At 41.6% G+C, this 8,738-nt stretch carries 7 protein-coding genes; 6 read left to right on the forward strand and 1 reads right to left on the reverse strand.

Going from position 1 to position 8,738, the window contains the following annotated elements; genetic code table 11:
• The first annotated feature begins 368 nt into the window (after nt 1-368).
• From H625_RS13300 to H625_RS0110580, 6 genes are all read left to right on the forward strand, one after another.
• The gene (locus tag H625_RS13300; protein WP_051239067.1) at nt 369-776 is read left to right on the forward strand and encodes a hypothetical protein; all 408 of its coding nucleotides are present in this window, start codon (nt 369-371) and stop codon (nt 774-776) included.
• A gap of 24 nt (nt 777-800) precedes the next feature.
• Nucleotides 801-1,790 (forward strand): zinc-binding dehydrogenase, encoded by a 990-nt coding sequence (locus H625_RS0110560; protein WP_026859876.1) that lies wholly within the window; start codon nt 801-803, stop codon nt 1,788-1,790.
• Nucleotides 1,791-2,138: 348 nt separating this feature from the next.
• A complete protein-coding gene (locus H625_RS0110565) occupies nt 2,139-3,872 on the forward strand; it encodes an ABC transporter ATP-binding protein (RefSeq protein WP_026859877.1) in 1,734 nt (577 codons plus the stop codon).
• Nucleotides 3,872-5,602, forward strand: coding sequence for an ABC transporter ATP-binding protein (locus H625_RS0110570; RefSeq protein ID WP_026859878.1), 1,731 nt, complete (start codon nt 3,872-3,874; stop codon nt 5,600-5,602). The genes H625_RS0110565 and H625_RS0110570 overlap by 1 nt, the downstream gene beginning before the upstream one ends.
• Before the next feature lie 5 nt (nt 5,603-5,607).
• Nucleotides 5,608-6,048, forward strand: a complete 441-nt coding sequence (locus H625_RS0110575) for an ASCH domain-containing protein (RefSeq protein WP_026859879.1) — start codon at nt 5,608-5,610, stop codon at nt 6,046-6,048.
• 106 nt (nt 6,049-6,154) lie between these two features.
• Entirely contained in the window at nt 6,155-7,279 is a 1,125-nt protein-coding gene (locus H625_RS0110580) for a 5-methyltetrahydropteroyltriglutamate--homocysteine S-methyltransferase (RefSeq protein WP_026859880.1), read from the forward strand.
• A gap of 51 nt (nt 7,280-7,330) precedes the next feature.
• Here H625_RS0110580 and H625_RS0110585 read toward each other — a convergent pair whose 3' ends face one another.
• Nucleotides 7,331-8,578, reverse strand: a complete 1,248-nt coding sequence (locus H625_RS0110585) for an amidohydrolase family protein (RefSeq protein ID WP_026859881.1) — start codon at nt 8,576-8,578, stop codon at nt 7,331-7,333.
• Between the last annotated feature and the right edge of the window lie 160 nt (nt 8,579-8,738).

Below are 8,738 nucleotides of genomic sequence, written 5' to 3' on the forward strand. Positions count from 1 at the left end.
GTTGAAAATTCCAGCTTTAATATGTTTATACCCATAAATGTGCTGATTAAGTAATCCACAATGGGACGAATACGGCTAAGGGTCCCAATGTAAGCTGCGCGTTGGGGCGGAAATTGATAATCATCTTATTGTGAGTTGTTCGTTGAGGCAAATACAGGCAATTGTCCCATCGTGACTGGTTCATTGGGATAAAAAACTCTCTTGTCTCAATGAACGAATTCCACATGCGCTCGAAAATGAATATTCAGCCGCATGAGCGCTGACAACACAAAAAGCAGGCGCGAATCTCCCCGCATCAAGCCATTTATCGTTTCATAAAACACGCTAAATGATACAATAGCGTTAACATTATTTTAGGAGGCACACACATGGAATCAATTACGTTAATGGAAGCTTATGCGATTGAAACGCTGAGAAGCAATGGCATCGGCAACGATAAAATTATTGAAAATATTAAAGCGAACGACCTTGATGAATTCAAAGCTGTTAAAGAGAATATGGATTTTGATGCTTTAGTGGAACTGAGCAAAAATGCTGACTTTGAGGCTATTGTCAACGACGGCTACAAAGTTAAATTCCTCACTTTTAACGGTCTGAAAAACTTAATTAAAATGAAATTCGGCAAGTTTGCTGATGAGGATTACCAGGTGGACGAGTTTGTTATTTCTGGTCTTGAAATTTCAGAAGATCAGCAAAAGGATTTAGAAAACATGCTTTCTGCTAACTGGATATTGGATAGCGAAGCAGGCGGCGTTACTGTCAAACCGACAAAGTAAATCTTACGAAGGAGGTTCTTTTGAATGAAAGCTATATATCATGAAGGTGTACAGAGTTTAGAGGGTATAAAGTTTGGTGAAGTTGAACAGGATAAAATGGGTGAGGATGAAGTCGTCGTTAAAATAAAAACGGCGGGATTAAATCACAGAGATTTATTTATCCCGAACAGACATAATGAAAGCGATTCGCCGCTTGTTCTCGGATCGGACGGTGCAGGGGTTATCGACGCTGTCGGTACTAACGTGACAAATGTTAAAGTCGGCGACGAAGTGATTGTTAATCCTGCGCTCGGCTGGGAGAAAAACAGTGCGGTGCCGCCGGAAGGTTTTGAAGTTACAGGCTTTCCGTTTAACGGAACTTTTGCTGAGTACATTACACTTCCGGCTGAAAACGCTGTGTTGAAGCCTGAGCATTTAAACTGGGAAGAAGCGGGAGTGCTCGCCTTATCCGCCATGACTGCTTACCGCGCGATGTTTACGAGAGGACAGCTTAAAGCGGGACAGACAGTGCTGATTCCCGGTGCGACCGGCGGAGCGGGGACATTCCTCATGCAGTTTGCGAAGGCTAAAGGTGCCACTGTTTTTGTTACATCACGTTCTGAAGAAAAACGTGCTGAGTCATTGAAACTCGGTGCTGATAAAGCGATTGATTCTGAAATTGACTGGGATGAACAGCTGAACGGAGAGAAAGCTGACCTCGTAATTGAAAGTGTCGGTGCGGCAACGTTTAACAAATCAGTTGATCAACTGAAGCGGGGCGGCACTTTAGTGGCGTTCGGTGCATCTGCAGGAGATACGGTTGATTTTAATCTGCGCAAGTTTTTCTACGGTCAGTTTAACTTACTCGGTTCAACGATGGCGAGTGCTGAAGAGCTTCACGACATGATTGATTTTATTGAAAAACACGACATTAAACCAGTTATGGATAAAACTTTTAAAATGGAAGATTATAAAGAGGCGTTCGACCATCTAGATAATGCCGGTATGATGGGTAAAATAGCATTTACTTTATAAATTTTAAATTATTTGAAAATTCTTATTGCAAATTGTAAAAAGATAATTTATGATTGATTTGTGACAAAATTATGAACAGGAGGTAAGGCGTTATGAAATTATTAATTCAGCAAACTCATCAGATTTCAATTTCACAACCAAATATCCATACCTCTCTAATTTCACAACTATAAATTATTCTGGATAATAAGATATATTTGAAAATGGAGAGGCATGTCCTCTCTATTTTTATGCCATTTTTTAAGCGTGCACATTAATAGTGCGCGCTTTTTTTGTGCTTTTTCTGAGAGGATAAACACCATCACAGTGAAATAATTCAAAGGGGAACTTTGGGGAAAAAGGTGAATTATGTTAGATTACATCAGGAAAATCAGCTGGTATATTTTCTCGAACAAAAAGCGTTATACACTTATCGTTCTATTTTTACTTATTGCGAACGTAATGGATATTATTCCGCCGCAGCTGATCGGCCGGACCATCGATTTAATTAATAACGGAGAGATGACGGAAACAATAATGTGGAATATCCTGCTTATTTTTGCAGCAGTTATTGTTTTAACTTATGTTGTAAGTTATTGGTGGGGCTACTTATTATTTGAAGGGGCAATTAAAATCGAATCCATTATCAGGAGCCGTTTAATGCGGAAGTTTCTGCTCTTGTCACCTGGGTTTTATGAACGTAGCAAGACCGGTGATTTAATGGCCAAAGCAACGAATGATCTTCGGACAGTCAATATGGCTACGGGTTTCGGAATTATTACGCTCCTTGATTCGACAACGTTTTTACTGACAATCATACTCGTTATGGGCTTTACAATCAGCTGGCAGCTGACATTCTTTGCCCTCTTGCCGCTGCCTCTGCTTGCAATTATTGAACAGCGTCTCGGCAGGATGATTAACAAGCGTCATAAATCATCCCAGGAAGCATTCGGTGTAATGAACGATGCGGTGCTCGAAGTAGTGGAAGGTGTCCGTTTAACACGCAGCTATGTACAGGAAGATGCAGAAAATAGACGATTCCACAGCTTAACTGAAAACTATTTAAATAAATTTATGAAAGTTGAAAAGCTCGATGCATTCTTCCAGCCGCTGACGATTATCGTCGTGTCATCAAGTATTGCGATATCGTTCGGCTACGGTGCAGTGCTTGTGAATAACGGGATTATTACCGTCGGGGAGCTTATTACGTTTAACGTGTATTTGAACATGCTGATCTGGCCGATGTTTGCGCTCGGTATGCTGTTCAATATTATGGAGCGCGGTAATGCATCGTATGATCGTATTCAAAACGTCCTCGATGAAACGGACGATTTAAACGATATTGGAGAAGCTGTCGTTAAAGAAACTAATTTTAACTTTAACGAAGTGACATTTAAATATCCGACAGCACAGCATAATAGTCTTGAAGATATAACGATTGAGCTGAACAGAGGGGAAACGCTCGGTATCGTCGGTAAAACCGGCAGCGGCAAGTCGACGTTTATCAAACAGCTGTTAAAAATTTACCCGGAAGGTAGCGGGGACTTAATTATCGACGGGGTCAATATTTCAAGCCTTAACCGCGAAAAACTGCGAGATAAGCTCGGCTATGTTTCCCAGGAAAATATTCTGTTTTCAAGAACCGTCAGGGAGAATATTATGTTCGGGAAACCCGACGCAACTGAAGCGGAATTAACGGAAGCGATTAAATTAAGTGCATTCGATGAAGATCTGGCACGTATGCCGGAAGGTCTCGAAACGCTTGTCGGCGAAAAAGGAGTTTCCTTAAGCGGCGGGCAGAAGCAGCGGATTTCGATTGCACGCAGTCTGATTAAACAGCCGGATATTTTAATTCTGGATGATGCTTTAAGTGCCGTCGATGCACGGACAGAGACTCGAATTATTAACCACATTAAAGATAACCGCAAAGATAAAACGACGATTATCATTACGCACCGTTTATCAGCAGTGCATCATGCCGATAAAATTATCGTTTTAGAAAACGGTAAAATTGTCGAATCAGGCACACATCAGGCATTGTCGAACGGCAGCGGCTGGTATTCAAAACAGAATGACTATTTCATTACAGGGGGTGAGTCGTAATGAAGGAAATGGTAAAACTATTACCCTATATCAAACAGTACAAAGGAATGTTTGCAGGGGGTATACTCTTAATGATTTGCATGGTCGGCTTTGAATTAGCCGGACCGCTGATTGCCGCAGCGATACTGGACAGACATATTAAACTCGGCGCAGGCAACATTGTCATACAGCCGATATTATATTTAATTGCACTGTTTTTAACGATAAAACTGCTGCATGCGCTTACGAGCTACTTCGCTCAAATCGTCTTAGTTTCAGCAGGTACAAGAGCAATTCAAAAGATGCGGCTCGATGTCTTTAAACACGTGCAGAATTTGCCGATCAGATACTTTGATAATTTGCCGGCAGGTAAAGTGGTCGCGAGAATTACCAATGATACTGAATCGATTCTGCAGCTGTTCGCATCGGTTATTCCGATGTTTATGGTGAGTATATTAACGATATTCAGTATTGTCGGCATCGTGCTGTACGTCCATTTCTGGACAGGTATTGTCATGCTGGTGTTCATTCCAATTGTTATTATCTGGGGTGTACTGTATAAAAAATATTCAAACGACAATAATCATATAAAACGTGAGAGAAATAGCGATATGAACGCTATGATTAATGAGTCGATTAATGGCATGCCGATTATTCAAGTATTTAACCGTGAAGATCAGATTAAAGATGAATTTGAAAAGATTAATGATGAGTATTACGACAGTGCCAAAGGGCTCGTAAAACTTGAAAGCTTAACAGGTGAAAATCTTGCAAATACGATCCGTTCGCTGGTGTTCGCCATTCTCGTGTATATATTTGCGACTACGTTTTTAGGAGATACGGGTGCACTGACAGTTGGTATTATGTACCTGCTTGTCGATTATATTACGCGCTTCTTTAACCCGCTGTTTAATATTATCAGCCAGCTGAGCATATTTGAGCAGGCACGCGTCGCAGCAGATAAAGTACTTGAAATGCTGGATGCTGAACCGGAAGTAAAAGAAGGGCAGACGCTGAATAAGTTTAACGGCAACATCTCATTTCGCAATGTGAATTTTTCATACGACGGCAAAAGAGATGTCTTAAAAAATATAAATATCGATGCGGTACAGGGCGATACGATTGCACTTGTCGGACATACCGGTTCAGGTAAAAGTTCGATTATTAATCTCTTAATGCGCTTTTATGATCCGAACCATGGTGCTATTTATTTTGATGAGCATGATACGAAGGAAATCGATAAACAGAGCTTAAGACAGTTTATGTCGATTGTGCTTCAGGATTCATTCATATACAGCGGTACTCTCTTGTACAACGTGCGGCTGAACAATGAAAATATTACAGAAGAAGAAGCATTAAAGGCGCTTGAAGACGTCGGGGCAGCACCGCTTATGGCGCGGCTCCCTGACGGCATTCATTCAGAACTCGCAGAGCGGGGCGCGACGCTTTCTCTAGGTGAAAGACAGCTGATTTCATTTGCCAGAGCTCTAGCGTTTAACCCGAAAGTGCTCGTGCTGGATGAAGCGACGAGCAATATTGATTCAGAAACAGAACAGCTGATTCAATACGCAATGGATGTTGTATCGAAAGACCGTACAACATTTATCATCGCGCACAGACTCTCAACGATTCAGCATGCAGATCAAATTATTCTGTTGGAAAACGGCGAAATTAAAGAGCAGGGTAATCACGAGGAATTAATAGAGTTAGGTCAAAACTACAGCAAGATGTATGAAATGCAGATGGGATGATAATAATGACGGAAGAAAAATACTGGAAAGAATTTACTAATGAATATCCGGATTACGAAAAGAAGAGTTATACAGCATGGCAGTTCGGAGTTGCTCCGGATGAACTGGCGGAACTCGTCATTTCAGGAAAGAAGACTTTAACGTGCAGCAGTTTAAAAGAGTACGAGGTGGAAAATGAAAGTCTCCCTGAAGCTGGAGAAGTAAGTATCATCCTCGGTGAAAATGATACTCCGAAATGTATTATCGAATGTACGAAAGTTTATACGATTATTTTTAAAGATGCCGGCGAAGAAATCGCTTATAAAGAAGGCGAGGGCGACCGGACTTTATCGTATTGGAGACAGGCGCATATCGATTTCTTTGAATGGCTGTATCCGGAAATGGGACTCGAATTTAACGAGTCTGAGGAAATCGTTGTGGAAGAGTTTAAATTGATATACGTATAATGATATAGCTAAAAGTTATAACTAACCATGAATTTAAACGTTAATGCTATTACGGCAGACCCGTGCTAACATAAGTTTATATAAACGAATGAAGGAGTGGTCAGCTATGTCACCAGTAGCAGTAAAAACAGCACCTTTTAAATTTGATAACGTCGGGAGCTTTTTACGTCCGGCTAAATTAAAAGCAGCGCGCGAGGATTTTAAAAATGGCAGCATCTCACAAGATGAACTGACTTCAGTTGAAAACTACACGATAAAAGAACTTATACAAAAGCAGAAGGATATAGGATTAAAAGCAATTACCGATGGAGAATTCCGCCGTTCATGGTGGCACCTTGATTTCTTCTGGGGGCTTCAGGGCGTTGAGAAAGTTGATGCTGAACATGGCTATAAATTCGAAGAAGTTGAAACGAGAGCCGAGACAGCACGGTTGACCGGGAAATTAAGCGGAGAGAATCATCCATTTATCGAACATTTTAAATTTGTGAGAGAGTTCGCCGATGGAGATGTCATTGCTCGCCAGACGATACCTGCACCTGCACAGTTTTTAGCAGAGCTCGTTCGTCCTGAAAATAAAGAGGCAACGGATGCAATTTATCCGGATGAATCGGAACTGCTCGCAGATATCGCAGCTGCTTATCAGACATTTATTAAAGAATTACATGAAGCGGGATGTACGAATCTGCAGCTGGATGACTGTACGTGGGGCATGATTGTCGATGAGGATTTCTGGAAGAGTATGAATGATGATTTCACTGTTGAAACATTAAGCCAAAAATATGTTGAGCTGAATAACAGCGCAATCGCTGGGAAACCAGAAGGACTGACGGTTACGACACACGTTTGCCGCGGGAACTACCGTTCAACATGGGCATCGTCAGGTGCTTATGATAAAGTTTCGGATGAATTATTCGGTAAAGAAAACGTTGATGGCTACTACCTTGAGTTCGATACAGAACGTGCCGGCGGTTTTGAATCTCTTGCTAAAGTGAGTGGTGATAAGCAGGTTGTACTTGGGCTGATTTCATCCAAAGTTCCGGAGCTTGAAAACAAAGCAGATATTATCTCCCGCATTGAAGAAGCGGCGAAATACATTAGTAAAGACAGATTGTGTCTCAGTCCGCAGTGCGGATTCGCTTCGACGGAAGAAGGAAATAATCTTACTGAAGATGAGCAGTGGGCAAAACTTCAGCTGGTTAAAGAAATCTCCGATGAAGTTTGGGGAGCTTAAAATTAAAAACGCTGTACGGATTAAATTCCGTGCAGCGTTTTTCTGTTTACTTTATTTGTTTAAAAAATCAATTTCCAGTTCATTTTTACGGACTTCGCGTTTAAATAAGTAATCACCGTCTCTAACTGACGCCAGCACTTCGGCGCGTTCACGCACTGCTTCGTATGCATCATCCGCATCCAGTACGATAAAGTTTGCTGAATTGCCCTGTATGATACCGTAATCCTCAATGTTCATTACGTTCGCACCGTTCGTTGTAATCAGCTCGAGTGCTTTATTAATTTCATCGATATGAGTGTAATGAGCAAGGTGAATGCCGTTATCGAGAATATTCATCATGTTGCCGTTGCCGAGCGGGTACCAGTAATCCGCGATTGAATCCTGTGCGAATGCTACATTATTACCATTCTCAAGCAGTTCCTTCACGCGAGTCAGACCGCGTCTTTTCGGATAAACATCTCCTCGTCCCTGCAAGTGTGCATTTTCTGTAGGACATGAAATAAAGTTGATTTTCGACTCTCTGAATAAGCCCATCATCTTGTTGGCGTAACTTGCTTCAACCGCACCGAAGCTTGTCGTGTGACTTGCTGTTGTCTTCGGACCATAATTTTTTTCCATCACGAGCGCGTTCAGTACTTCGAAAAATCGGCTGTTCGGATCATCATTTTCGTCGCAGTGAATATCGATCATCACGTCAAATTCCAATGCCAGATCAACAATTTGTTTGAGCGATTTGACACCGTGCTCGTAAGAAATTTCGAAATGTGGAATTCCACCGACAACATCCGCACCCATTTCGAGCGCTTTTCTGACTAAATCTGCTGCACCTTTATATCTGAAAAAGCCCTCCTGCGGGAATGCAACCAGCTGTAATGTCACGATATCTTTTAACTCTTCACGTAATTTAAGGAGAGCTTTCATTCCAGTCAGGTTGGGATCAGTCACATCTACGTGCGTACGAATATACTGCACACCGTGACTCACTTCTTTTTTTATGCCCTTTAGTGCAGATTCGCGGACTTTATCTTCTGTTAAATCTTTTTTGTTATCACTCCAGCGCTGAATGCCTTCAAATAATGTACCGGAAACGTTGGCATTACCTTCACCGAGACCTGAGAAAATGTAATCCAGGTGCAGATGCGGATCGACGTAAGGCGGGAGCACGAGTTTCCCTTCGAGGTCGATGACTTCATCGGCATGACCCAGGTTAGTGCCGACTGCTTTAAATTTTTTATCTTCAATTAAAAATTCAGTTGAATCCGAATCACCATAAATCGTTGCGTTGATAAACTTCTTCATATGTAAAACTCCTTGCAAATATTGATGTGATGCACCCCGATTATAACAAAAAGGGGGCAGATAAGTTGGTTTGACGGTGTGAAATGAGCAAGGTTGTATTTTTGAGGACGATCCTGCTCATAATGTTGTGTGAAATGAGCAAGGTGCAATGAAAAAATGG

It is taken from the genome of Jeotgalicoccus psychrophilus DSM 19085 (assembly GCF_000425845.1).
GTDB lineage: Bacteria > Bacillota > Bacilli > Staphylococcales > Salinicoccaceae > Jeotgalicoccus > Jeotgalicoccus psychrophilus.